Origin of the sequence: Archangium minus, from assembly GCF_044360475.1 — a bacterium.
Taxonomy (GTDB): domain Bacteria; phylum Myxococcota; class Myxococcia; order Myxococcales; family Myxococcaceae; genus Archangium; species Archangium minus.
Map to the genome: position 1 here is coordinate 1,036,528 of NZ_CP043494.1, position 22,632 is coordinate 1,059,159.

22 protein-coding genes are annotated in these 22,632 nt (G+C 67.8%); 16 read left to right on the forward strand and 6 right to left on the reverse strand.

The genetic code is table 11. From position 1 onward, the window contains the following. Positions 1 to 13 precede the first annotated feature (13 nt). Positions 14 to 1,486: a methyl-accepting chemotaxis protein gene (locus tag F0U60_RS04375; protein WP_395814296.1), complete on the reverse strand. Its 1,473-nt coding sequence runs from the start codon at positions 1,484 to 1,486 to the stop codon at positions 14 to 16. A 197-nt stretch (positions 1,487 to 1,683) separates the two neighbouring features. On the opposite strand from F0U60_RS04375, the gene F0U60_RS04380 reads away from it, so the two are divergent. The 10 genes from F0U60_RS04380 to F0U60_RS04425 all read left to right on the forward strand — a co-directional run bounded on the left by F0U60_RS04380 (position 1,684) and on the right by F0U60_RS04425 (position 12,006). Beyond that, entirely contained in the window at positions 1,684 to 2,181 is a 498-nt protein-coding gene (locus F0U60_RS04380; RefSeq protein WP_395814299.1) for a DUF1579 domain-containing protein, read from the forward strand. 11 nt (positions 2,182 to 2,192) lie between these two features. Beyond that, the gene (locus F0U60_RS04385; RefSeq protein ID WP_395814302.1) at positions 2,193 to 4,103 is read left to right on the forward strand and encodes a M48 family metalloprotease; all 1,911 of its coding nucleotides are present in this window, start codon (positions 2,193 to 2,195) and stop codon (positions 4,101 to 4,103) included. Positions 4,104 to 4,215: 112 nt separating this feature from the next. Beyond that, positions 4,216 to 5,658 (forward strand): aldehyde dehydrogenase, encoded by a 1,443-nt coding sequence (locus F0U60_RS04390; RefSeq protein ID WP_395814305.1) that lies wholly within the window; start codon positions 4,216 to 4,218, stop codon positions 5,656 to 5,658. After that, positions 5,655 to 6,086, forward strand: a complete 432-nt coding sequence (locus F0U60_RS04395) for a RidA family protein (RefSeq protein ID WP_203410376.1) — start codon at positions 5,655 to 5,657, stop codon at positions 6,084 to 6,086. The genes F0U60_RS04390 and F0U60_RS04395 overlap by 4 nt, the downstream gene beginning before the upstream one ends. Before the next feature lies 1 nt (position 6,087). Further along, positions 6,088 to 6,612, forward strand: coding sequence for a 3-hydroxyanthranilate 3,4-dioxygenase (gene nbaC / locus F0U60_RS04400; protein ID WP_395814308.1), 525 nt, complete (start codon positions 6,088 to 6,090; stop codon positions 6,610 to 6,612). Continuing rightward, on the forward strand, positions 6,609 to 7,622 hold the full coding sequence (locus F0U60_RS04405; protein WP_395814311.1) for an amidohydrolase family protein: 1,014 nt from the start codon (positions 6,609 to 6,611) through the stop codon (positions 7,620 to 7,622). Before nbaC ends, F0U60_RS04405 begins: the two co-directional genes overlap by 4 nt. Then, positions 7,623 to 8,903, forward strand: a complete 1,281-nt coding sequence (gene kynU, locus F0U60_RS04410; RefSeq protein ID WP_395814314.1) for a kynureninase — start codon at positions 7,623 to 7,625, stop codon at positions 8,901 to 8,903. Beyond that, positions 8,890 to 10,287 (forward strand): FAD-dependent oxidoreductase, encoded by a 1,398-nt coding sequence (locus tag F0U60_RS04415; protein ID WP_395814317.1) that lies wholly within the window; start codon positions 8,890 to 8,892, stop codon positions 10,285 to 10,287. The genes kynU and F0U60_RS04415 overlap by 14 nt, the downstream gene beginning before the upstream one ends. Beyond that, on the forward strand, positions 10,265 to 11,002 hold the full coding sequence (locus tag F0U60_RS04420; protein ID WP_395814320.1) for an SDR family oxidoreductase: 738 nt from the start codon (positions 10,265 to 10,267) through the stop codon (positions 11,000 to 11,002). The genes F0U60_RS04415 and F0U60_RS04420 overlap by 23 nt, the downstream gene beginning before the upstream one ends. Positions 11,003 to 11,202: 200 nt before the next feature. Next, positions 11,203 to 12,006: a sporulation protein gene (locus F0U60_RS04425; RefSeq protein ID WP_395814324.1), complete on the forward strand. Its 804-nt coding sequence runs from the start codon at positions 11,203 to 11,205 to the stop codon at positions 12,004 to 12,006. A 6-nt stretch (positions 12,007 to 12,012) separates the two neighbouring features. Here the strand turns inward: F0U60_RS04425 and F0U60_RS04430 are convergent, their stop codons facing one another. Then, positions 12,013 to 12,819 carry an alpha/beta hydrolase family protein gene (locus F0U60_RS04430; protein WP_395814326.1) on the reverse strand — a complete coding sequence of 269 codons (807 nt, stop codon included), beginning with the start codon at positions 12,817 to 12,819 and terminating at the stop codon, positions 12,013 to 12,015. A gap of 144 nt (positions 12,820 to 12,963) precedes the next feature. Between F0U60_RS04430 and F0U60_RS04435 the strand changes: the two genes are divergently transcribed. From F0U60_RS04435 to F0U60_RS04460, 6 genes are all read left to right on the forward strand, one after another. Next, positions 12,964 to 14,553, forward strand: a complete 1,590-nt coding sequence (locus F0U60_RS04435; RefSeq protein WP_395814329.1) for a glucose-6-phosphate isomerase — start codon at positions 12,964 to 12,966, stop codon at positions 14,551 to 14,553. Between the two features lie 434 nt (positions 14,554 to 14,987). Then, positions 14,988 to 15,824 (forward strand): Uma2 family endonuclease, encoded by an 837-nt coding sequence (locus F0U60_RS04440; RefSeq protein ID WP_395814331.1) that lies wholly within the window; start codon positions 14,988 to 14,990, stop codon positions 15,822 to 15,824. 98 nt (positions 15,825 to 15,922) lie between these two features. Beyond that, positions 15,923 to 17,689, forward strand: a complete 1,767-nt coding sequence (gene polX, locus F0U60_RS04445) for a DNA polymerase/3'-5' exonuclease PolX (protein ID WP_395814334.1) — start codon at positions 15,923 to 15,925, stop codon at positions 17,687 to 17,689. A 185-nt stretch (positions 17,690 to 17,874) separates the two neighbouring features. Next, positions 17,875 to 18,276 (forward strand): response regulator, encoded by a 402-nt coding sequence (locus F0U60_RS04450; RefSeq protein ID WP_395814337.1) that lies wholly within the window; start codon positions 17,875 to 17,877, stop codon positions 18,274 to 18,276. Between the two features lie 171 nt (positions 18,277 to 18,447). Further along, positions 18,448 to 18,852, forward strand: a complete 405-nt coding sequence (locus F0U60_RS04455) for a two-component system response regulator (protein WP_395814340.1) — start codon at positions 18,448 to 18,450, stop codon at positions 18,850 to 18,852. 89 nt (positions 18,853 to 18,941) lie between these two features. After that, positions 18,942 to 19,223, forward strand: coding sequence for a hypothetical protein (locus F0U60_RS04460; RefSeq protein ID WP_395814343.1), 282 nt, complete (start codon positions 18,942 to 18,944; stop codon positions 19,221 to 19,223). Positions 19,224 to 19,227: 4 nt separating this feature from the next. On the opposite strand, the gene F0U60_RS04465 is transcribed toward F0U60_RS04460, so the two are convergent. The 4 genes from F0U60_RS04465 to F0U60_RS04480 all read right to left on the reverse strand — a co-directional run bounded on the left by F0U60_RS04465 (position 19,228) and on the right by F0U60_RS04480 (position 22,577). Beyond that, complete coding sequence (locus tag F0U60_RS04465) at positions 19,228 to 20,562, reverse strand: HAD family hydrolase (RefSeq protein WP_395814345.1); 1,335 nt, start codon at positions 20,560 to 20,562, stop codon at positions 19,228 to 19,230. Between the two features lie 96 nt (positions 20,563 to 20,658). Continuing rightward, entirely contained in the window at positions 20,659 to 21,309 is a 651-nt protein-coding gene (locus tag F0U60_RS04470) for a GNAT family N-acetyltransferase (protein ID WP_395814348.1), read from the reverse strand. A gap of 91 nt (positions 21,310 to 21,400) precedes the next feature. Further along, positions 21,401 to 22,192: an alpha/beta fold hydrolase gene (locus F0U60_RS04475; protein WP_395814351.1), complete on the reverse strand. Its 792-nt coding sequence runs from the start codon at positions 22,190 to 22,192 to the stop codon at positions 21,401 to 21,403. Positions 22,193 to 22,292: 100 nt separating this feature from the next. After that, positions 22,293 to 22,577, reverse strand: a complete 285-nt coding sequence (locus F0U60_RS04480) for a hypothetical protein (RefSeq protein ID WP_395814354.1) — start codon at positions 22,575 to 22,577, stop codon at positions 22,293 to 22,295. Positions 22,578 to 22,632 lie beyond the last annotated feature (55 nt).

Below are 22,632 nucleotides of genomic sequence, written 5' to 3' on the forward strand. Positions count from 1 at the left end.
GGGCGACGCGGGCTCACACGGAGGCGCGCGGATCCATGATGGCGGACAGCTGCTTGGACAGCTCGATGAGCCGGGTGGCCGTCTGCAACGTCTGCGTGGAGCTGCCCTCGGCCTGACGCGCCGTCTGCGCCACCTCGAGGATGGCGGTGTTCACCTGCTCCACCGCCGTCGTCTGCTGCTGGGTGCTCAGCTCGATTTCCCGCGCCACGTCCAGGTTGGCGCGCACCAACTCGGCGATGCGCCGGAAGTTGCCGGCCACGTCGTTGAACTGCTGCGCGCTGCTCTGCACCGCCTTGGAGCCGTCCTCGGTGGCCATGATGGTGGTGTTGGAGGCGGCCCGAATCTCATCGATGAGCACGCGGATGTCCTTGGTGGCCCCACCCACGCGGTCCGCCAGCTTGCGGATTTCCTCGGCCACCACGGCGAAGCGCTTGCCGTGCTCACCGGCTCCGGCACTCTCGATGGTGGCGTTGATGGCGAGGATGTTCGTCTGCTCGGCCAGCTCGTTGATGATGTCCAGGATGCCGCCGATCTCCTGCGAGCGCTTGCCCAGGTCCAGCATGTGGTTGACGATGGCGTCCACCTGGCGGCGCACCGTGTCGATGGCATCCTGGGCCTGCTGCACCGTGGCGTTGCCGGTGCCGGCGGCGCCCGCGGTCTCGTCCGCCACGCGGGCCACCTGCTGCGCGCTGGAGGCGATCTGCCGCGAGGTGGACAGCAGCTCCTTGACGGTGGTGGAGATCTCCGTGGTGGCCGAGGCCTGCTCCCGCGCGCCCGTGGCCTGCTGCGAGGCCGCCGTCTGCAGCTCGGCCGAGGAGCCCTGCACCTGCGAGATGGCGGTGTTGAGCTTGTGCTTCAGGTTGTTGCCGACGACGCTGGAGAGAATCAGGCTGATGCACATGAGCATGACGGCGCCGACGCCGAAGGACCAGCTGAACATGCGCGAGTCCTTCGCGAGGGTCTCCTCCCGCGCCGCGAGCAGCGTCTCCTCCACCCGGCGCATCTCCGCCACCATCTGACGCAGGCTCTCCCTCTGCTGGGTGGCCTCGGTGGTGTCGAGCGTGGACAGGGCGCTCTCCGCGCCCTGGGTACGGCGGAGCTCCGCGCTGTAGCGCAGGTGGGCCATCACCCGCCCGGCGAGCTCCCGCAGCGCCTCCAGGCTCTTGAGCTGCTCGGGGTTGTCGGAGATGTGTACGCGCAGCTTGGCGAACGCCTTCTCGAGCTGGACCTCGGCCTGGGCATGGGGCGCGAGGTAGGACGCGTTGCCGGTGAAGAAGTACCCGCGGTGCGCCGTCTCCGAGCCGTTGACCTGGGCGAGGATGTGCTCGAGCCCGTTGAGGGTTTCATTGCTCCGCTTCACGTCGGCGACGGAGGTCGTGAAGTCGTTGGTGCGCTGGGTGGTCCGGGTGATGAAGGTCCCGAGCAACACCGCCATCAGGATGAAGGTGAGCGCGAACTGCTGTCCCAGCGTCAATTTCGAGAACATCGATCATCTCCCTGCTGGGGGGCGGAGCTCTCCACCAGCGGTTTTCCGGCATGAACTCTACGGCAGGCGCGGGCGGGGAGGGGTGCACCTGGGAGTCACAGGGTTTTTTCGCCCCCCGTACGTCTTTTATCCTTGTCGGCAGGCTACTCTCCAGGCGACCAGGGTTCACCCCCCCAGGGTCCAGAGGAGGCTCTCACATGACGCGCCGTTCGTTCGAGGAGTCCAGGCAGGAGGGCGGCCTTCACCACCGGTTGGGCCAGCTCGTGGGGGAGTGGGAGGGCGTGACGCGGACGTGGTTCGAGGCGGACAAGCTCGCGGACGAGTCTCCCTGGCGGAGCACCATCCGCCCCGTGCTGGGGGGACGGTTTGTGGTGCATGAGTACGAGGGCACGTTCCAGGGCAAGCCGCTCGCGGGAATGGCCATCTATGGCTACCACCTTGACCCGGACCGCTTCGAGATGGCCTGGGTCGATACCTTCCACACCGGCACGGGCATCATGTTCTCGAAGGGCCCGAACGACGGCCGGGGCTACGGCGTCCTGGGCAGCTATGAAGCTCCGTCTGGCCCGCCCTGGGGCTGGCGGACCGACATCCAGCAGCCCGCGCCGGAGCAGCTGATCATCACCCACTACAACATCTCGCCCGAGGGTCAGGAGACCCGGGCGGTGGAGACGGTGTACCGACGGAAGCGGTAGATTGGCCGTGAATGGAATTCTCCCGCGAGAAGTTTGATGCAGAGGTTGCCAGGCTTGAGCGCGTGGCGGCTCGCTCCCCGGGTGCCTACAAGCTGCGGGTGGTGCTGCTGGGCGCGCTCGGCTACGCCTACCTGCTCACCGGTCTGCTCTTCCTGTTGGGCATCATTGGTGGACTGGCGCTGCTGGCGAGTCACGGCCGCAACATCATCACCGCGTTGAAGGTGGGCCTTCCCCTGCTCCTTCTCGTGGGGGCTGTGGGCAAGGCGCTCTGGGTTCGACTGTCCCCACCGGAGGGACGGGAGCTGCCGCGCGGGCCGGAGACGGAGGCGCTCTGGGCGGAGGTGGAAGCGGTGCGCCAGAAGCTCGGGGGCCCCGTCATCCACACGCTGCTCCTCAATGACGAGTTCAACGCGGCCATCGTTCAACTGCCGCGCTTCGGGTTGCTGGGGCCGACGAAGAACTACCTGGTGCTGGGGCTGCCGCTGATGCAGGCGCTCTCGCCCGAGCACTTCCGCGCGGTGCTCGCGCACGAGTTCGGCCACCTCTCCGGGGCTCACGGTCGCACGAGCGCGTGGGTGTACCGGGTGCGCCGCACGTGGGGCCAGGTGCACGAGACGCTCGAGCAACAGGAGGGGTGGGGCGTGGCCATCTTCACCCGCTTCTTCCGCTGGTACGCGCCCTTCTACGCGGCCTACTCCTTCGTTCTCGCGCGCTCCAATGAGTACGAGGCGGATCGTGCCTCGGCCGACGTGGTGGGACGTGCCACGGCCGCCGATGCGCTGGTGGCGGGGGAGCTGCGGCACGCACAGCTCGAGGAGCGCTTCTGGTCCTTGATGAACGAGCGCGCCACGCGCGAGCCGGAGCCGGCCCGGCCCCACTCGGAGATGGCGGCGGCGCTCAAGAGCGAGCTGGAGCCAACGCTGGCGCGGAAGTGGCTCGACAGGGGGCTGGCGCGTAGCACCGATAGCACGGATACGCACCCCTGCCTGCGTGACCGGGTTTGCGCGCTGGGCGAGGAGCCACGCTTGCCTGGACGGCTCGAGCGGAGCGCGGCAGAGACGCTGCTGGGAGCCGCGCTGCCTACCTTCGCCGCGGAGCTGGATGGTGGCTGGCGCGCATCCGTGACGGAGAAGTGGACGCAGGCCTACGGCCGCGCGCAGGAGGGCCGCAAGCGGCTCGCGGAGTTGGAGTCGCGCAGCCCCGAGGCGCCGCTCTCGTTGGAGGAGGAGTGGGAGCGTGCCTCGTTGACCGAGGACTACCGTGATGCCGAGGCCGCCCTGCCCCTCTTCCGGCGGCTGCTCGAACGTTCACCCGGCCATGTCAGCGCACACTTCGCGTTGGGCCGGTTGCTGCTGGCGCGCGGAGAGGAAGCGGGGCTCGGTCATCTGGAGGAGGCGATGAAGCGCGATACCGACGCCATCCTCCCTGCATGCGAGCACGCCATGCATTGGCTCGAGGCGCATGGCCGCGAGGAGGAGGCGCGCGCCTGGCGTACCCGTGGCGAGACCTGGGCACGGACGATGCACGAGTCGAAGGAGGAGCGTGACTCGTTGCGCAAGAGTGACACGTTCGAGCCGCATGGCCTGACGGAGGCGGAGCTGCAAATGGTGGTCGCGCAGCTGCTGGGTGGCTACCCGCGGGTGAAGAAGGCGTGGATGGTGCGCAAGTCGGTGAAGCACTTCCCGGAGCGGCCCCTCTACGTGCTCGGGATTGAGTTCAGCGGGGGCTGGAACATGGACGAAGCCAACTCGGAGCTCATCCGGCAGCTCTCCCAGCTGCTCACGCTGCCCGGCGAGTGCTTCGTCGTGAATCTCAACAACCGCGACAACGCGCCGCTCCCCGAGCGTCTGCGGGGCGTGGCGGGCCAGGCCTTCTTCGAGCGCGAACGCTTCGCCCTGGGCGGAGAGAGCTCCGCGGCCTGACGAGCGCGCCGTGGGACTCCAGAAGTGAACGTCACGGGTTTCCTCCTGGGGTGACCGTGACCGGGGGCCGTGCTATTCCGGCGCCCGGCTGGCCCGAGAGGAGGATTCGCGCGTGGAGAAGGTCCTCAACTATATCGGTGGGGAGCTGGTACCGCCGAGCTCGCAGGTCTGGTTCGACAAGCCCGATCCCGCTACGGGGGAGCCCTCTACCCGGGTTCCCGACTCGGACGAGGCGGACATCCGGCGCGCCGTGGAAGCAGCCCGGAAGGCCTTCCCGGCCTGGGCCGCCACCCCGGCGACCGAGCGGGCACGATTGCTGCGCCGCGTCGCGGACGCGATTCGCTCCCGAATGGAAGCCTTCGCCCGTGCCGAGGCCATCGACACCGGCAAGCCGCTGGGGGTGGCGTCCACCGTGGACATCCCCCGGAGCATCCTCAACTTCGAGTTCTTCGCGGACGCGGTGACGCAGTTCTCCTCGGAGGCGCACGTCACGGATGGCGGGGCGCTCAACTACACCCTGCGCACGCCGCTGGGCGTGGTGGGGTGCATCTCCCCGTGGAACCTGCCGCTGTACCTGCTCTCTTGGAAGATCGCCCCCGCGCTGGCCATCGGGAACTGCGTGGTGGCCAAGCCCTCCGAGGTGACGCCGATGACGGCGTACCTGCTCGCGCAGGTGTGTCGCGAGGTGGGGCTGCCTCCGGGGGTGCTCAACATCGTCCATGGCTACGGCGCCAAGGTGGGCGCCGCGATGAGCAGCCATCCGGAGATCAGCGCCATCTCCTTCACCGGCAGCACGCGCACGGGCGCGGAGATCGCTCGTACCGCCGCGCCGCTCTTCAAGAAGCTCTCGCTGGAGATGGGGGGCAAGAACCCCAACGTCATCTTCGCCGACTGCGACTTCGACGAGGCGTTGGCCACGACGGTGCGCTCATCCTTCTCCAACCAGGGGCAGATCTGCCTCTGCGGCTCGCGCATCTTCGTGCAGGCCCCCATCTACGAGCGCTTCAAGGAGGCGCTGGTGGCACGCACGCGGGCGCTGAAGGTAGGCGACCCGCTGGAGCCGGGGACGGAGCAGGGAGCACTGGTGTCCCCGCAGCACTTCGAGAAGGTGATGGGCTACATCGACCTGGCCCGGCAGGAGGGAGGCCGCGTCCTTACCGGAGGCAAGCGCGCACAGGTGCCGGGTCGCTGCCAGGGCGGCTGGTTCGTGGAGCCCACGCTCATCGAGGGCCTGGACCACGCGTGCCGCACCAACCAGGAAGAGATCTTCGGCCCGGTGGCCACGCTTACCCCCTTCGAGAAAGAGGAGGAGGTGCTCGCCTGGGCCAACAGCACGCGCTACGGGCTGGCGGCGAGCGTGTGGACGCGAGACGTGAGCCGGGCGCACCGCTTCGCGGCGAAGCTGGAGAGCGGCATCGTCTGGGTGAACTGCTGGATGTTGCGAGACCTGCGCACGCCGTTTGGCGGAGTGAAGGACTCGGGCGTGGGCCGGGAGGGAGGCTGGGACGCGCTGCGCTTCTTCACCGAGCCCAAGAACGTGTGCGTGAAGCTATGAGCCATTCCGAGCGAGTCGATTCCCAGAAGGCCCCAGAGCCAGTGGGCCTCTATCCCCACGCCCGGCGCGTGGGCAACCTGCTGTTCCTCTCCGGCGTGGGGCCGCGCGAGCGGGGGAGCAAGAAGATCCCCGGCGTCGAGCTGGACGCTCAGGGGAACATCGTCTCCTACGACCTCGAGACGCAGTGCCACTCGGTGTTCCGCAACGTGCGCTACATCCTGGAGGAGGCGGGCTCTTCGTGGGACAGGCTGGTGGACGTGACGGTGTACCTCACGGACATGAAGAAGGACTTCCCCACGTACAACCGCCTGTGGGCCGAGTACTTCAAGGATGTCCCCACACCGCCGTGCCGCACGACGCTCGGAATCACCGCATTGCCCACGCCCATCGCCATCGAACTGAAGTGCATCGCCACCATTGGGGACTGAGATGAGCCGACTGCAGCCTCTCAATTTCAAGAAGTGGATTGACGAGCACCGCCACCTGCTCAAGCCCCCCGTGGGCAACCAGATGGTGTGGCAGGACCGTGACTTCATTGTGATGGTGGTGGGTGGGCCTAACTCGCGCACCGACTTCCACATCGACGAGAGCGAGGAGTTCTTCTACCAGGTGGAGGGGGACATCACCCTGCGGGTCATCGAGGACGGCAAGCCCCAGGACATCCCCATCCGCGAGGGGGAGATCTTCCTCCTGCCGCCGAAGGTGCCGCACTCACCGCAGCGGCCGGCGGGGACGGTGGGCCTGGTCATCGAGCGCAAGCGGCGCGAGGGCGAGCTGGACGGGTTCGCCTGGTACTGCCCCAAGTGCAACCACAAGCTGTATGACGAGTACCTCCAGGTCACCAACATCGTCACCCAGCTCCCGCCCATCTTCGACCGCTTCTACGGCAACCCCGAGCACTGCACCTGCAAGCAGTGCGGCTTCCAGATGACGCGGGAAAAGCGTGCGTCATGAAGATCGACATCCACACCCACCTGCTGCCGCCCGAGCTGCCACGCTTCGCCGAGCGTTACGGCTACGGCGGCTTCATGACGCTGGAGCACCACGCGCCGTGCCGGGCACGGATGGTGCGCGATGACGGGAAGTTCTTCCGCGAAATCGAGAGCAACTGCTGGGATCCGGTGAAGCGCATCGAGGAGTGCGATGCGTGCGGCGTCAGCGTGCAGGTGCTGTCCACGGTGCCAGTGATGTTCGGCTACTGGGCGAAGCCGGAGCACGGGCTGGACCTGTCGCGCTTCCTCAATGACCAGCTCGCCTCGGTGGTGCGGGCGCACCCCAAGCGCTTCGTGGGCCTGGGCACGGTGCCCCTACAGTCCCCGGAGCTCGCCGTGCGCGAGCTGGAGCGCTGCATGCGCGAGCTGGGGATGGCGGGCGTGCAGGTGGGCTCGCACGTCAACGGCCTCAACCTGGGAGAGCCGGAGCTGTTCCCCTTCTTCGAGGCCGCCGCGGACCTGGGCGCCGCCATCTTCGTCCACCCCTGGGACATGCTGGGCGAGGCGCGGATGAAGAAGTACTGGATGCCGTGGCTCGTGGGCATGCCCGCCGAGGTGGCACTGGCCATCTGCTCGCTCCTCTTCTCCGGCACGCTGGAGAAGCTGCCGAAGCTGCGGCTCGCCTTCGCGCACGGCGGTGGCGCCTTCCCGGGAACCTTCGGCCGTATCGAGCACGGCTTCCAGGTGCGGCCGGACCTGGTGGCGGTGGACAACCCCGTGTCGCCTCGCGACTACCTGGGCCGCTTCTGGGTGGACTCGCTGGTGCATGACCCGGACATGCTGCGCTTCATCGTGCGGCTGTTCGGCCCGGAGAAGGTGGCCCTGGGCAGTGACTATCCGTTCCCGCTCGGCGAGGACCGGCCGGGCGCATTGGTGGAGTCTCTGGTGGACTTCGATGCCGCCACCCGGGAAAGACTGTTGTGGCGTAACGCGCTCGAGTGGCTCGGGCGTTCGTCCGAGGAGTTCAAGTAGATGAGCAGTGAAGTCGTGCGGTTCGAGGCCAGTGAGGAGTTTGCCCGGCGGATGGACGCGGAGGATTCGCTCCGTTCCTTCCGTGAGGAGTTCCTCTTCCCCGTCCATGATGGCGAGCCCGCCATCTACTTCGTGGGCAACTCGCTGGGGCTCCAGCCGCGCAAGGCGAAGACCTACGTCCTGGAGGCCCTGGAGGACTGGGAGAAGCTGGGCGTGGAGGGACACTTCCGCGGGACGCGTCCGTGGATGCCCTACCACGAGATGCTCACCGAGCAGACGGCCCGGCTGGTGGGCGCGCACCCCATCGAAGTCGTGGTGATGAACACCCTGTCGGTGAACCTGCACCTGATGATGGTGTCCTTCTACCAGCCCACGCGCGAGCGCCCGAAGATCCTCATGGAGGCCGGCGCCTTCCCCTCGGATCAGTACGCGGTGGCTTCGCAGGTGCGCTTCCACGGCTACGACCCGGACAAGGACATCCTCCGCCTCGCTCCGCGCGAGGGCGAGGAGACGCTTCGTACGGAGGACATCCTCGACACCATCGAGCGGCACGGGCGGGAGATCGCCCTGGTGCTGCTCGGCAACGTGAACTACCTCACCGGCCAGGCGTTCGACATGGCCGCCATCACCCGAGCCGCGCACAAGCAGGGCTGCCGGGTGGGGTTCGACCTGGCGCACGGGGCCGGCAACCTCCAGCTCTCGCTGCACGACGACGGGCCGGACTTCGCCGTGTGGTGCTCGTACAAGTACCTCAACGGTGGCCCGGGCACGCTCGGTGGTGTGTTCGTCCACGAGCGCCACGCGCACAACAAGGCGCTGCCGCGCTTCGCGGGCTGGTGGGGCCACGACAAGCAGACGCGCTTCCAGATGGGGCCCGACTTCGAGCCCATTCCGGGCGCCGAGGGCTGGCTGTTGTCCAACCCACCCATCTTCCAGCTCGCGGCCCTGCGTGCGTCCCTGGAGCTGTTCGACCGCGCGACGATGCCCGCGCTGCGCCGCAAGAGCGATCGGCTCACCGCCTACCTGGAGTTCCTGCTGGATCGGCTCCCGCCCGGAGTCGTGCGCATCACCACGCCGCGCGACCCGAAGCAGCGGGGCGCCCAGCTCTCGCTGCGCTTCAGCAAGGATCCGCGGCGCCTGTTGGAGAAGCTCAATTCGGCCGGAGTTCACTGCGACTTCCGTTCACCGGACATCATCCGCGCCGCGCCAGCGCCTCTCTACAACAGCTTCCATGACGTATACCGATTCGTGGGGGTACTCGAAAGGCATGCACGAGATTGAGCGGACGGAGCGTGTGACGGTGGTGGGAGCGGGCCTGGTGGGCTCGCTCCTGTCGATGTACCTGGCGAGGCGCGGCTTCCAGGTGGACGTCCTGGAGCGGCGCCCGGACATGCGGCGCGAGTCCATTGGCGCGGGCCGCTCCATCAACCTCGCCATCTCCACCCGAGGGCTGCACGCCCTGCGGCAGGTGGGGCTGGAAGAGGAGGCGCTGCGCCACGCCATTCCCATGCGCGGGCGGATGATTCACCCCGTCTCGGGAGCGCTGGCCTTCCAGGCCTACGGCAAGGACGAGTCCCAGCACATCAACAGCCTGTCGCGTGCGTGGCTGAACGCGTTCCTCATGACGAACGCGGAGGGCACGGGCCGGGTGCGCATTGGGTTCAAGCAGCGCGTGCAGCACCTGGACGTCGAGACGGGCACGCTCTCCGTGCTGGACGAGCCGAGCGGTACCACGCGCGAGGTGCGCACTCCGGTGGTGTTCGGCACGGACGGCTCGGGCTCGGCGGTGCGGCACGAGGTGGAGCGGCTCCCGGGCCACACGACGACGCAGGAGCACCTCGGCCACGGTTACAAGGAACTGACGATACCCGCGGGTCCGGGTGGCGCCTTCCGCATGGAGAAGCACGCGCTGCACATCTGGCCGCGGGGCTCGTACATGCTGATTGCCCTGCCGAACGAGGACGGCAGCTTCACCTGCACGCTCTTCCTGCCCTTCCAGGGCCCGGTGAGCTTCGAGTCCTTGGACTCGCCTTCGAAGGTGGTGGCCTTCTTCCAGGAGCAGTTCCCGGACGCGCTGCCGCTGATTCCCGACCTGGTGCACGACTTCTTCCACCACCCCACGGGGACGATGGTGACGGTGAAGAGCGCACCGTGGCACGTGGGCGGCAAGACGTTGCTGCTGGGAGACGCGGCGCACGCCATCGTGCCGTTCTTCGGGCAGGGGATGAACTGCGGCTTCGAGGACTGCGTGGTGCTGGACGCGTGCCTGGGGCGGCACACGCGGTGGGCGGAGGCTTTCGAGGAGTTCTTCCGGCGGCGCAAGACGAACGCGGATGCCATCGCGGACATGGCGGTGGAGAACTTCGTGGAGATGCGGGACAAGACGGCGGACCCGCGCTTCCTGCTGGAGAAGGCGGTGGAGAAGGCGCTGCTCAACGCCTTCCCGGGCGAGTTCATCAGCCGCTACTCGCTGGTGAGCTTCAGCCGGGTGCCGTACCGTCTGGCGTACGAGGTGGGTGCGCTCGCGAGCGGTATCGTGGCCGAGCTGAGCGAGGGCCTCACGCGAGCGGAAGACGTGGACATGAACCGGGCCCGCACGCTCATCCACGAGCGGCTGGTGCCCTTCGTGAAGGAGCATTCAGATGGATTTGGGCTTGAGAGGTAGGCGGGCGCTGGTGCTGGGCGCCTCGAGTGGACTGGGGTATGCCATCGCCTCGCAGCTGGTGAAGGAGGGCGCGCAGGTGGCCATCTGCTCGCGCGACGAGGGCCGCATCCGCGAGGCCGCCCGGAAGATGGGCGCGGCGCTCGCCGTGACGGCGGACCTGACGAAGCCGGGCACGACGAAGGAGCTGGTGGAGAAGGTCATCGGGGCCATGGGTGGGGTGGACATCCTGGTGGCGAACACGGGAGGGCCGCCGAAGGGCAGCATCGAGAAGCTCACCGCGGAGCAGTGGCAGGAGGGCTTCCAGAGCCTGTGGATGAGCGTGGTGGAAGGACTCCAGGCGGCGCTGCCGGGGATGAAGGATCGGCGCTGGGGGCGTATCATCCTGGTGACGTCTGTGGCTGCGCGCGAGGCGATGCCGCTGCTGACCATCTCCAACGGATTGCGCGCGGGGCTGCTGGGGCTGGTGAAGACGGTGAGCAACGAGGTGGCGGAGCACGGCGTCACCATCAACGGCGTCCTGCCGGGCTACCACGCGACGGAGCGGCTCAAGGAGCTGGGCGTGCCCGAGGACAAGATCACCTCGGCGATTCCAGCGCGCCGGCTGGGCAAGCCCGAGGAGCTGGGGGCGCTGGTGTCATTCCTGGCCTCGGAGCAGGCGGGCTACATCACGGGCCAGTCGATCGTCATCGACGGAGGCTGGATGCGAGGCTTCTAACGGACGCCACTCCTTGCCACTCCCACTCCCTCTCCCTCTGGGAGAGGGTCGGGGTGAGGGTATTTCATTCCCTGCATCCTCAGTCTGGGTCGAAGGAATCCATCGAGATTATCTGTGCCTGGAACCAGCGACCCTGGTCTAGGAACAGGTGTCTCGTGTGTGCTCCGGCGATAAGGCCTGGGCCCAATCGGAGGGCAGGTATGTTCAAGAAGTTGTTGGCGAGCATGGGGGCTGGTTCGGCGCAGGTCGACACCAGGCTGGTCAATGACCGCGTGGTGCCGGGAGGTACGCTTCGCGGCGAGGTGCACATCACCGGAGGCGCGGTGCCGCAGGAGATTGAGGAGGTCTCGCTCTTCCTCATGACGCAGGTGGAGGTGGAGTCGGGCGACAGTGAGTACAGGCAGAACTTCGTCATTTCGCGCGCGCCCCTCGCCCGCGACTTCCGCGTCGGGGAGAACGAGCGCCTCTCCATCCCCTTCGAGATGTACGTCCACCTCGAAACGCCGGTGACGGCGCTCTCGTCCCAGGACTGGAGCTCCTCGAAGCTGTCGTACACCCACTCCCGGCCGCACCACGGGCGTGGGGCGAAGGTGTGGCTGGACACGGGACTGGAGATCGACAATGGCGTCGACTCGACCGACCGCGACGCGCTCATCGTGGAGCCCACGCCTCCCATGCAGCGCATCCTCTCGGCGCTCGAGGAGCTGGGCTTCCGGATGGTGTCCGCGGATGTCGAGAAGGGCACCCTGCGCGGGAAGGGGTTCCAGTCGACCGCCGGCTTCTACCAGGAGATTGAGTTCCGGCCGCAGCACGGGTCCTACGCGAGACGCATCAACGAACTGGAGCTGTCCTTCGTTCCGCGCGTCCAGGACACCGGCGTGCTGATCGAGGTCGATCGGCGCTTCTCCTCGCGCGACTCGTATCGCTCGCTACTCATGAACCACGGAAACTTCGAGCGTGTCGATTGGGTGCGCGAGCTCTCCGCGCTGCTCGGGTCGATCTGAGCTCGCTCACAAGAGGGAAGCCACCGCCTCGACGATCTGCGGCCACTCTTTGGCACGCGGGTCGATGACCTCGAAGTGCTCCGCGCCCGGCAGGCTCACGAGCTGAACGGGGTCCCCGAGCGCGGAGGCCCGGGCGTGGTACCCGGCGCTGAGGCTGATGGGGACGGTGGTGTCCTCGGCTCCATGCACCAGCACCTGCTTCACCCCGAGCGGCAGCAGCGCGGCGGGTGACGCGAGCGCATAACGCTCAGGGACCTGCTCGGGAGTGCCGCCGAGGAACGACTCGACGATGCCATCCCCGAGGCGCAGGGCGAAGGCGCGCTCCAGGTCCACCACGCCCGCGAGCGACACCGCGCCGCGCAGCGCGAAGGGCTTCTCGACATACAGGGGCTGTCCCGGCTTCAACCGTCCGCGCCCCGCGAGCCACAGCGCCAGGTGTCCCCCGGCCGAGTGCCCCAGGACGACGACGCGCTTCAGGTCCAGCGGGTACCTGTCCGCCAGGGCGCGGAGATGGTCCGTTCCCCGAGCCACGTCCTCGAAGGTTCCCGTCCATCCTCCGCCGGGGTGGCCCACGCGCCGGTATTCGAGGCTCCAGGTGGCGTAGCCCCGCTGCGTCAAATCCGCGCACAGGTGGCCCACGTGCTCGAGGTCATACTTCGCCCGCCAGAAGCCGCCGTGCACCACGACGACGACCGGGTGCGGACCCTCTCCGGGAGGTAGGCGCAGGTCTCCGAACTGGTAGGTGCCATCACCGTAGGGAATGCGCAGGTCGGCGGGCGGAGCGGGCGTCTCGAGCATCCAGGGTTGGCTCATGGCGGGGGGATGATGGGGTGGAGCCCGCGCGTGTATCAAGCTGAGTGTCATTCCCCGGTCGCGGCGCGCATCAAACCCATTTCCCCGCCCTCGGCATGGCGGTAGGAACGGGCGGCACAAGGAACTCCAGAAGAAGGAGACGAGATGAGCGAGCGCCAACTGTGGGAGCGCTACAAGAAGTACCTGTGTGGGGTGGAGTCGGTCGGGCTGACGCTCGATGTGTCGCGGATGAACTTCGCCGATGACTTCTTCGAGCGGATGCGCGGCCCGATGGAGAAGGCCTTCGACGCGATGGAGGCCCTGGAGAAGGGGGCCATCGCCAACCCCGACGAGAAGCGGATGGTGGGGCACTACTGGCTGCGAGCCCCCGAGCGCGCGCCGGAGCCGGGCATCACGAAGGAGGTCCAGGACACGGTGGCGGCGGTGCGCTCCTTCGCGGATGACGTGCACGCCGGCCGCGTGAAGCCCCCGAAGGCGGACCGCTTCACCCGCGTGCTGCTGGTGGGCATTGGCGGCTCGGCGCTGGGGCCGCAGCTCGTGGCGGACGCGCTCGGCACGGCGGCGGACCGGATGCAGGTGTTCTTCTTCGACAACACGGATCCGGACGGGATGGACCGGGTGCTGGCGCAGCTCGGGGACAAGCTCGCCGAGACGCTCACGGTGGTCATCAGCAAGTCGGGCGGTACGAAGGAGACGCGCAACGGCATGGTGGAGGCCGAGCGCGCGTATCAGCAGAAGGGCCTGGACTTTGGCCGGCACGCGGTGGCGGTGACGGGGGCGGACAGCGAGCTGGACCGCTACACGAAGAAGGGGAACTGGCTGAAGACGTTCCCCATGTGGGACTGGGTTGGTGGGCGCACGTCGGTGCTGTCGGCGGTGGGCCTGTTGCCGGCGCGGCTGCAGGGGCTGGACATTGACGGGATGCTGGCGGGCGCGCGGGACATGGACGTGGCGACGCGCGAGCGGGACGCGCTGCGCAACCCGGCGGCGCTGATGGCGCTCATGTGGTTCCACGCGGGCAACGGGCGCGGCGCGAAGGACATGGTCATCCTGCCGTACAAGGATCGGCTGATGCTGCTGTCGCGCTACCTCCAGCAGCTCGTGATGGAGTCGCTGGGCAAGGAGAAGGACCTGGACGGCAAGGTGGTGAACCAGGGCATCGCCGTCTACGGCAACAAGGGCTCCACGGACCAGCACGCGTACGTGCAGCAGCTGCGCGAGGGCGTGAACAACTTCTTCGCTACGTTCTTGGAGGTGCTGAAGGACCGGGACGGCGCGTCGATGCAGGTGGAGCCGGACATCACGAGCGGGGACTACCTGCTGGGCTTCTTCCTGGGCACGCGCAAGGCGCTGTTCGAGAAGGGCCGCGAGTCGATGACGCTCACGGTGCCGGACGTGAGCGCGCGGACGCTGGGGGCGCTGATCGCGCTGTACGAGCGGGCGGTGGGCTTCTACGCGACGCTGGTGAACATCAACGCGTACCACCAGCCGGGCGTGGAGGCGGGGAAGAAGGCGGCGGGCGTGGTGCTGGAGCTGCAGCGCAAGGTGCTGGCGAAGCTGCGCGAGGACAAGGCGAAGGGCCACACCGCGGAGGAGATGGCCACGACCGTGGGAGCGCCGGACGAGGTGGAGACGGTGTTCAAGGTGCTGGAGCACCTGGCGGCGAACACGACGCACGGTGTGAAGCGTGAGCCGGGAGCCAACCGCTTCGACACGCGCTTCCGCGCGGGCTGAGCCGCGGGAGTTGCCTTCAACCCTCTGGAGGTCCGGCATCAGTGCCTCCAGAGGAGTGTCCGTGGATGTCCCCTCTCCCTCTGGGAGAGGGCTAGGGTGAGGGTATTCCCTTCCCGTGTTTCCAACACGAGAACGGGGACCCAGAGCGCGCCTCAATGAGACTGTCTGCAACCGCGTGAGCCGATGCGAACCAGGCCGATGGGTGCACGCGGGTGACGACTACCCTCACCCCCCGCCCTCTCCCAGGGGGAGAGGGAGCATGACGGCGTGCATCCGCGGAATGGGACGCCCCTCCATCGCATGAGCAGTGGTGCGTGAGCCGTCTGGCCTCCGTGCACTCGGGGCCAGTCCTTTTGTCCACTCGGCCCGCTCCTTGCTGAGAAGTCGCCTCGGGGAGATTGACCCAAGAGGTCACCCGTCGCAGGCTTGAGGGCATGGGACGGCACACGAATGAGGGTGAGGACGCCTTTCCCCGGGCGCCCACACAAGAGGAGTGGGAGGCGATGGGGCCGGAGGAGAGGGCTCGGGTGGTGGAGTCACTGCCCGGGGAGGTGACGTGGGACGAGATGGCCATGCCGGAGGGCGACCGGCACTTCCAGGCCAAGGTGCGCACGTTGGACGTGCTGCGTGGCTACTTCCGCCATCAGCGACGCAAGGTGTACCTGGGCGCGGAGCTACCCGTGTACTACCCGGGCGAACGGCGTTTCGCTCCGGACCTGTTGGCGGTGCTGGAGGTGGAGCAGCACGCGCGGGACAAGTGGGTGGTGAGCCACGAGGGCAGGGGGCTGGACTGGGTGATGGAAGTGCACGTGGGCGGCGATCGGAAGAAGGACGCCGAGTACAACGTCGAGCGCTATGCCCGGGTGGGCATCCCCGAGTACTTCATCTACGACCGGTCCCGGCAGCGGCTGGAAGTCTACCGACTGCCGGAGCCCGGGGCGAAGCAGTACGAGCGGGTGGATGCGAAGCAGGGTCGCTACACCTCGGAGGTGTTGGGGTTGGAGTTCGAGGTAGTGGGGGAGGAGTTGCAGTTGTGGGCGGGTAACGCGCTGCTGCTGGAGTCGGCGGAGCTGGTGGTTCGGCTGCAGGAGAAGCTAGAGGCGGTGCAGCGGCGTGCGGATGAGGAGGCACGACGGTTGGCGGAGGAAACCCAGCGGCGAGAGGAAGAGGCCCGGCGGCGAGAGGAAGAGGCCCGGCGTCGGGAAGAGGTGGAGCGCCGTCTGGCGCAACTCCAGGCCGAGCTGGATCGCCTCCAGCACCGGGGGAAGTGAGCGCTCCTGGGTCTGGCTGCTTCATCGTTCGCGCGAGTTCCCCTGCTGCATGGACCGACTGACATTGAGTCGGAGGGTCCACCGCAGGGGAGCGCACCATGGAGAACGCCGAGGTCGTGGCCATGCTCGGGGAGATCGCCGACCTCCTGGAGCTCACGAACGAGAATCCCTTCAAGGTCCGCGCCTACCGACGGGCAGCGCAGGTGGTGGACACGCTTCCTGTCCCCATCTCCGAGCTGGTGCACAAGGGAGAGCTCGGCAGCCTGCCCGGCGTGGGAGTCCACACCGCGGAGCGCATCGCCCAATTCGTCGAGTCGGGCACCTGTGACGTGCTCGAGCGCCTGCGCGGCAAGGTTCCCCCAGGCGTCATGGAGCTGCTGCGCATCGAGAGCGTGGGCCCGAAGACAGCCGCGCTCGTGTGGAAGGAGCTGGGCCTCACCTCCGTGGACGCGCTCGAGGAGGCCGCGCTCAGCGGCCGTCTGGCCACGCTGCCTCGCATGGGCGCCAAACGCGCGGAGGCCATCGTCTCGGCGGTGGCGCGTCACCGCTCCCGTCAGGGGCGCGTTCCCCTCCACCGAGCCCTTCCCTACGCCGAGGATCTCGTGGCGCGCCTGCGCGCGATTCCAGGCGTGAAGCAGGCCATCGCCGCCGGCAGCCTGCGGCGTCACAAGGAGACGGTGGGGGACTTGGATCTGCTCGTGTCCTCGACGGACCCCGAGCGCGTGGTGAGCGCCTTCCCGAAGCTGCCCGGAGTGACCACGCTGCTCGCCCAGGGGCCCACGAAGAGCACGGCGCGCCTGAGCGTGGGCTTACAGGTAGACCTGCGCGTCCTCCCGCCCGAGTCCTTTGGGGCCGCGCTCCACTACTTCACCGGCAGCAAGGCCCACAACATCGCCCTGCGCACGCGCGCGCTGCACAGGGGGCTCAAGGTCAGCGAGTACGGTGTCTTCGACGCGAAGGGTCGCCGCATTGCCGGAGAGCGCGAGGAGGACGTCTTCCGCGCCGTGGGCCTGCCGTGGATTCCCCCCGAGCTGCGCGAGGGCCTGGGCGAGCTGGAGGCCGCGGAGGCCGGCCGGCTCCCCACCCTCATCGAGGAGGAGGACCTGCGCGGAGATCTGCACGTGCACTCGGAGGCCTCGGCGGACGCGTCCAGCTCGCTGCTGGAGCTGGCCTCGGCCGCGAGGGGGTTCGGACGGAGCTACCTGGCCATCACGGACCACTCGCGCTCGCGCCCCCTGGGCCTGGACGAAGAGCGCCTGCGCGAGCACCTCGACACCATCCGCTGGATGGACCGGGAGCTGCGCGGGCGTCCCCACCTGCTCGCCGGTATCGAGGTGGACATCCTCCCCGACGGCTCGCTGGACCTCGGCGCGGAAGTGCTGTCGGAGCTCGACTGTGTGGTGGCCAGCGTGCACTCGCGCTTCAACATGTCCTCGGAGGAGATGACGGAGCGCATGGTGCGAGCGCTGCGCAGCGGGCTCGTGCACGTGCTGGGACACCCGAGTGGGCGGCTCATTGGGAGCAGGGACCCGTACCCGTATGACCTCGAGCGGGTGCTGGAGGTGGCGCGCGAGGAGGGTGTGGCGCTGGAGGTGAACGCGCACCCCGAGCGGCTCGACCTGACGGACTCGGCGTGCCAGAGGGCGAAGGCAGCGGGGGTGAAGCTCGTCATCTCCAGTGATTCTCACAATGCGCAACACCTGGACGACCTGCGCCACGGTGTCTGGGTGGCGCGGCGGGGTTGGCTGGAAGCGGGGGATGTGCTCAATACCCTGTCACTGTCGGAGCTGCGGCGTCACTTCCGCCGCTCGCGCCGCGTGTCCCCCTCCACCTGGACGGGCGAGGGCCCTGGACTCGCTCCATGACTCAGACATGAAAGGCGGCGTCAATCACCCTCCGGTGCCATGGAGGGGGTCTGGGGATGGGTCATCATGGTGGGCCCTGTCTGTTCAATCCTTGTCGTCACGGCGACCGTTGGACACTCCCTGTGGCGAGGTGGCCGGACTCGGGGAATGAAGCAAATTCACGCGAATCGCGCGAGGGGGCTCCCGTGACACATACCGTGCTACTCGTCGAGGACAGCAACACCATTCGGCACATCCTCAAAATCTATCTGATGAAGTTGAAGCTGGATTTCCTCGATGCGGACCGGGCCGAGAGGGGGCTGGAGCTGTTGCAGACACATCCGGTGCATCTCGTCATCGCGGACGTCAATATGCCGGGCGGAATGGATGGGCTGGAATTCGTGCGCCGTGTGCGCGCGAGTGCGCGCGAGCCGATGCGACAGCTGCCCATCGTGCTGCTCACGGGGGGCAAGGCGCCGGATCTCGAGGCCCGGGGGCTGCAGGCCGGTGCCTCCGAGTTCGTACGCAAGCCTGTCTCCATTGACGCGCTCGCCAGCGTGGTTCGTCGGCAACTCGGATTGCCTGTGGGGGTGGAGCTCGTCGCCTGATCCAACGCAGTCGGGTGTTGAACAGCATTCTGGATTCACTCGCTTGGAGTGTTCAGTGTTGATCGAGCGGGTGCCCGCGGCGAATGACCTCGGGTCGACACACGCGGGACCTTTCGGAATCCTTTCTTCCACGGCTTTCCGTTTGTAGCTGGATTCGCCGAGGGGGATGCAATGAAGCGCACCGTGCTGCTCGTCGATGACAGCGACACCATCCGGCACATCATCAAGGTCTACTTGATGAAGTTGAAGCAGGTGGAGTTCCTCGATGCGGACCGTTCCGATCGGGGATTGAAGTTGCTGGGCGCGAACGCCGTGGACCTCGTCATCGCGGACTTCAACATGCCGGGGATGAATGGCCTGGACTTCGTGCGCGAGGTGCGCTCGGACAAACGGCACGAGGTGAGCCACGTGCCGCTCGTGCTGCTCACGGGCGGCAAGGCGCCGGACCTCGAGAAACGCGCGCTGGAGTCGGGGGTCTCCGAGTTCGTGCGCAAGCCCATCTCCAGCGCGGCGCTCACGGCCGTGGTGCGCCGGCACCTCAGGTTGCCCGAGGACGTGGACGACCTGGTTGCCTGAGCCGAGCGCTTCGTGAGTGAGCTGTCCGCCGAGGAGCACGAAGAGCGTATGCTCTCGGGGTGGAGGGCTCATTCAGGAGGAATTCGGGAATGCAGCTTCGGAGGATGACGGGCGTGCTTGTCGTGCTGTCGGCGATGGGCCTGGCGCTGACGGCCTGCAAGGGAGGAATCGACCTGTCGTGCTCGGTGGACAAGGACTGCCTCGAGTCCGAGCTCTGCCATCCGGACGAGAAGGTGTGCATGCAGATGTGCAGAACGGCCGATGATTGCCCCGAGTCCGCCGATACCTGCGAGCCATTGACCGAAGCGAACACCCCGAAGGTCTGCAAGTGCAAGAATCCAGAAGGGTGTCGGGACGGAACGAGCCCGTAGCGGCTCAAGGCAGCGCGAAGATGCGATCCTCGTAGTCCTGGGTGAAGCGGTTGCCCACCTCGTCGGTGAGGGGCTGTCCGGCCGCGTCCACCGAGGTGGTACAGGCATAGTGGGCCGCCTTGGCGCGAGGCTGGACGAACATGGGCTGCACCAGCCACCGGCCCTGGTGGTTCGCGTAGGCGTTGCACATGAGCTGCACCTTGTTGCGGTTGATGGCCAGCTTGAGGTGCGTGGCGTCCTGGAGGAAGGACAGGTCCGTGTCCGAGTCCCCAGCGGCGAAGACCTGGCGCGCGTGCTCGTCCGGCGTGCGGAGCAGCTGCTGCTCCGCGGGCTGGTGGAAGATGACCTTGTTGATCCAACAGCGCTTGCCCTGGTCATAGGTGATGAGCGTGTCCACGCCATCGGCCACGGTTCCGCAGCCCTGGAAGTGGGCCGTCACGCGTCCCTGCGCGTCCGTCACCGTGCGGATGCCAATCACCCGGTTGGGCTTGATACCGACCAGCTCCTCGGAGACGGCGTCGATGACGAACTGGGGCGAGGCGGTGACCACCCAGACGTCGAAGCCGTTGGCCTGGAGCGTCTCGATGAGGTCCACCATCTCCTCGTACACCTGGACATGGAAGGTGAGCCCGGTGGTGGTGCCCACGCGCTGGGTGGTGCCCGGCGGGTTGAAGGCGTTCTCCGCGTAGGCGGAGCGGGCGAAGGCGCGAAGCTCCTCCGGCGTGTAGCCGGCCTGGAGCTGGGCCACCCAGGCATAGGAGGTGTTGAGCGTCAGGGTGACGGGGTTGTTCCAGGCGGCCTGGCCCGCGCGCGTCTGGCCGTTGTTGTAGATGCGGACGAGCTCGTCCGCGCAGTCAGCGTAGGTGCTCGTCTGGAGGGGCTCGCCGGGGTTGGCGGCGGAATCGCAGGCGGCGTTGAGGGCCGAGCGGGCCTCGGGGGTGAGGTGGCGGCTGGTGGCGCTCCAATCCTTGTCCGCGGGCTGGAGCACCTTGTCGTGCCGGAGCATCCAGAAGAAGGTGGCGTCCCCCAGGTCGTTCTTCACCACGGTGTTGTCCCAGTCGAACACGGCCACGGGACGGTTCTTGGGGTCGAACGTTGGGCTGGCGATGCCCAGGGAGGAGATCATCTCGTTGAGCCGGGTGCGGTTCTCCGGGAGCCAGCGTCCGACCTTGTCATCCAGGAGCCGCACCGGCGTGGGAACGCCGTCCTTCCCGGGGCTTCCCTCGGGGCCCTCGGGACCCTGTGGACCGGCGCAGGCGAGGACTCCAACAGCGAGCCATCCGGCCAGGGAGAGCGCGGAGCGGCGGACTCCCGAGGGAACTCGGTGGGAATGCGGCATGGGGTTTCTCCTGAGAGGAAGGGGCGCGGAAGGTGTGTCGCCTCGCAGCGCCCGGCCCCATGATACCGCCAGGAGTGGAGTGTTCCGGGAGCCCCCCTAGCGCTCGTCTGGTGGGGCGGGTGTTTCGGACCCGAGCATGCTCTGCGCCCCCCGGGCGGCGAGCGAGAGCAGCAGGAGCAACAGATTCCATTTGCGGCGGGGAGTGGCCGCCAGGGGCACGGTGATGCAGAGCGAGTCCTCGTCCACCTCGGGTGGATTGTCAGAGGTGTGCTCCTCGAGGAGGCGGAGCATCGCGACATTTCCCGGGAGGATGCGGAACTCAAACCGATCCACCCCGCGCTCCCGAGCCGCTTCCACGAGCCGTTCCAGGAGGACGCGACCGAGCCCCTTTCCCTGGGCCGGGTCCACCACGGTGATGGCGGCCTCGGCCAGCTCGGCGTCCTGGGCCAGGCGGATGAAGCGGGCAATGCCCAATCCCTCCTCCTCTCCCTGGGGTCCCCAGCGCACCGCGCCCAGCGCCAGGTGCTGCTCCCCATCCACCTGGGTGAGGTACTGCACCTCGTGATCCGAGAGCCGTGGCTTGGCCACGTGGAATCGACCGATCCGCGAGCGCATCGACAGCCGCTCGAAGCCCTGGCGCAACAACTCCGCGTCCTGGGGCTGGAGCAGTCGGAGCTCCACCTCCGTTCCATCGGTGAGCGTCAGCCGCTCCCGCCACCCGGTATCGAAGCGACGTTGTGGCTGCATCTCGTGGGCTCCCTTCGAGGTGCAAGCATCTGGGTGATGCCGCACTGCGTCAAGGGGGCCCGGGAGGAATGTCCCGCTCCGGACAGGAGCCTCAGGGGGAGCGTGAGACGCTCCGCGGGAGGAGGAAGTCGAGGACGGCGCGGTTGAAGTCCTCGGGGCGTTCGAGGTTGGGCAGGTGTCCGACGCCTGGGAGGGTGACGCGGGTGAGGGCGGGCACGCGCCGCGCCAGCTCCTCCGCGTTCTTCAACATGACCGGGTTGTCCTTGTCCCCCACGATGACGAGCGTGGGCATGAGGAGCTGTTCCAGCCGGCCATGCGCCGCGGGCTCCAGGGGCTGGGGGAGGTTGGCTCCGGGTTTCATGCTCGCCATGTTGTCGAGCGTCCACTGCCGCACCACGGGCGCCAGGTCGGGACGCGCCATGGCGGCGGCGAGGTAGTCGCTGCCGAGCCACGCCTCGATGATGGCCTGGGGATCCTTCTCCCTCCCTGAGCCCATGAGGGACATGTACCAGGCGTACTCCTGGGGCGAGGGCGGAGCGCCGTTGATGCCGGGCGCTACGAGGACGAGACAGGAGACGCGCTCGGGGAAGGCGAGGGCGAAGTCGAGCGCGAAGCGTCCACCGAGCGAGTGGCCGATGACATGGACGCGGTCCATGGAGAAGTGGTCGAGCAGGGCGCGCAGCTCCTCGTGGGGCGCGTAGGGCTGTCCGACGGGGGCCTGCGTCTTGCCAAAGCCACGCAGGTCGTAGCGGAGGGTCGTGAAGTGCCGCGAGAGCGGTCCGACCTGACCGTCCCACATGCGCAGATCGAGCAGTCCGCCATGGAGCAGCACAACCGGGAAGCCATCACCCTGGAGCTCGTAGTGCAGACGAGCCCCGTTCACTGCGGCGAAATCCTGGACGGGAGGAGGAGGGGTGGTCATGGCCGGGGCTATAGCACCGCGTGCCATGGGGGGGCAGGTGTCACCGGGTGCGAGGCGAGCGCTACGAGGGGCGCTCGAGCGCGTCGGAGATCGCGCGGACGGTTGGGTCCACGTCCTCCTTGGGGTCGACGAGGAAGCAGCGCATGCGCTCGCTACCGCCCACCACCACGCAGACGCGTTTCTTGGGACACAGCTTCAGACAGCCACTGCTCACGACGCGCACGCCCCGGCCCAGCTCCTCCTTCAGCGTGCTTCGCAGCTCCTTTGCCCCCGCGCGCTTCATGCACTTGCGGCAGACGAACACCAGCCCTTCCCACTTCGGCTGGACTTCCTTCGGCTGTGCCACGTCGCTCCGTCTCCTCGTTTCGAGCCCGGAGGGCAGTAACGCCCCGAGCAGGAGC